Genomic DNA, 561 nt, shown 5'->3' with positions numbered 1-561 from the left:
GGCAATCTCGTGGTCGACAATACGGGGGCGACCCCGCTTTCCGGCGCCATCACCGGCACGGGCAGTGTCACACAGAACGGAGCTGGTACGCTCACACTTTCGGGCAATAACGGTTACGGCGATACATTTTTCAATGCCGGTGTGGTTTCAGTCGAACAGGAAGAGAATCTGGGAATAGGTGCGCTTAATTTTGACGGCGGCACACTGCAAATTACCGGCACGCATTTTAACGACACCACAAAGACGATCGTGTGGGGCGATCACGGCGGTGGCTTTGACATTGCTGATGCGGATAATCAGTTTGCTTTATCCAATGTGTTTACCGGCTTAGGCCAACTGGCCAAAAAGGGGGCTGGTACGCTGGCCTTAACGGGTGACAGCAGCGCCTTCCAGGGCAATACGCTTGTGAAGGATGGCACTCTGCGTCTTGATGGCGGCAAGCTCGGTGATGGAACCGGCACGGTCGATGTCGCATCCGGTGCGGCACTGGGTGGCCATGGCAGCATTGGCGGCAATACAACGGTTGAGGGGACTCTTTTTGCTCAGAGCGGACAGGTCCTG

Annotated in this window: 1 protein-coding gene; it reads left to right on the top strand. The window is 56.3% G+C overall.

The genetic code is table 11. The features are described from left to right. A partial coding sequence (locus tag ABE530_RS19670; RefSeq protein WP_499695730.1) for an autotransporter-associated beta strand repeat-containing protein occupies positions 1-561 on the top strand: 561 nt, incomplete at both ends.

Origin of the sequence: Brucella sp. TWI559 (assembly GCF_039674265.1) — a bacterium.
GTDB classification, from domain to species: Bacteria; Pseudomonadota; Alphaproteobacteria; order Rhizobiales; family Rhizobiaceae; genus Brucella; species Brucella chromiisoli.
Note: the sequence above shows the minus strand (reverse complement) of the source record. Positions and strands in the feature narration are given on the sequence as shown.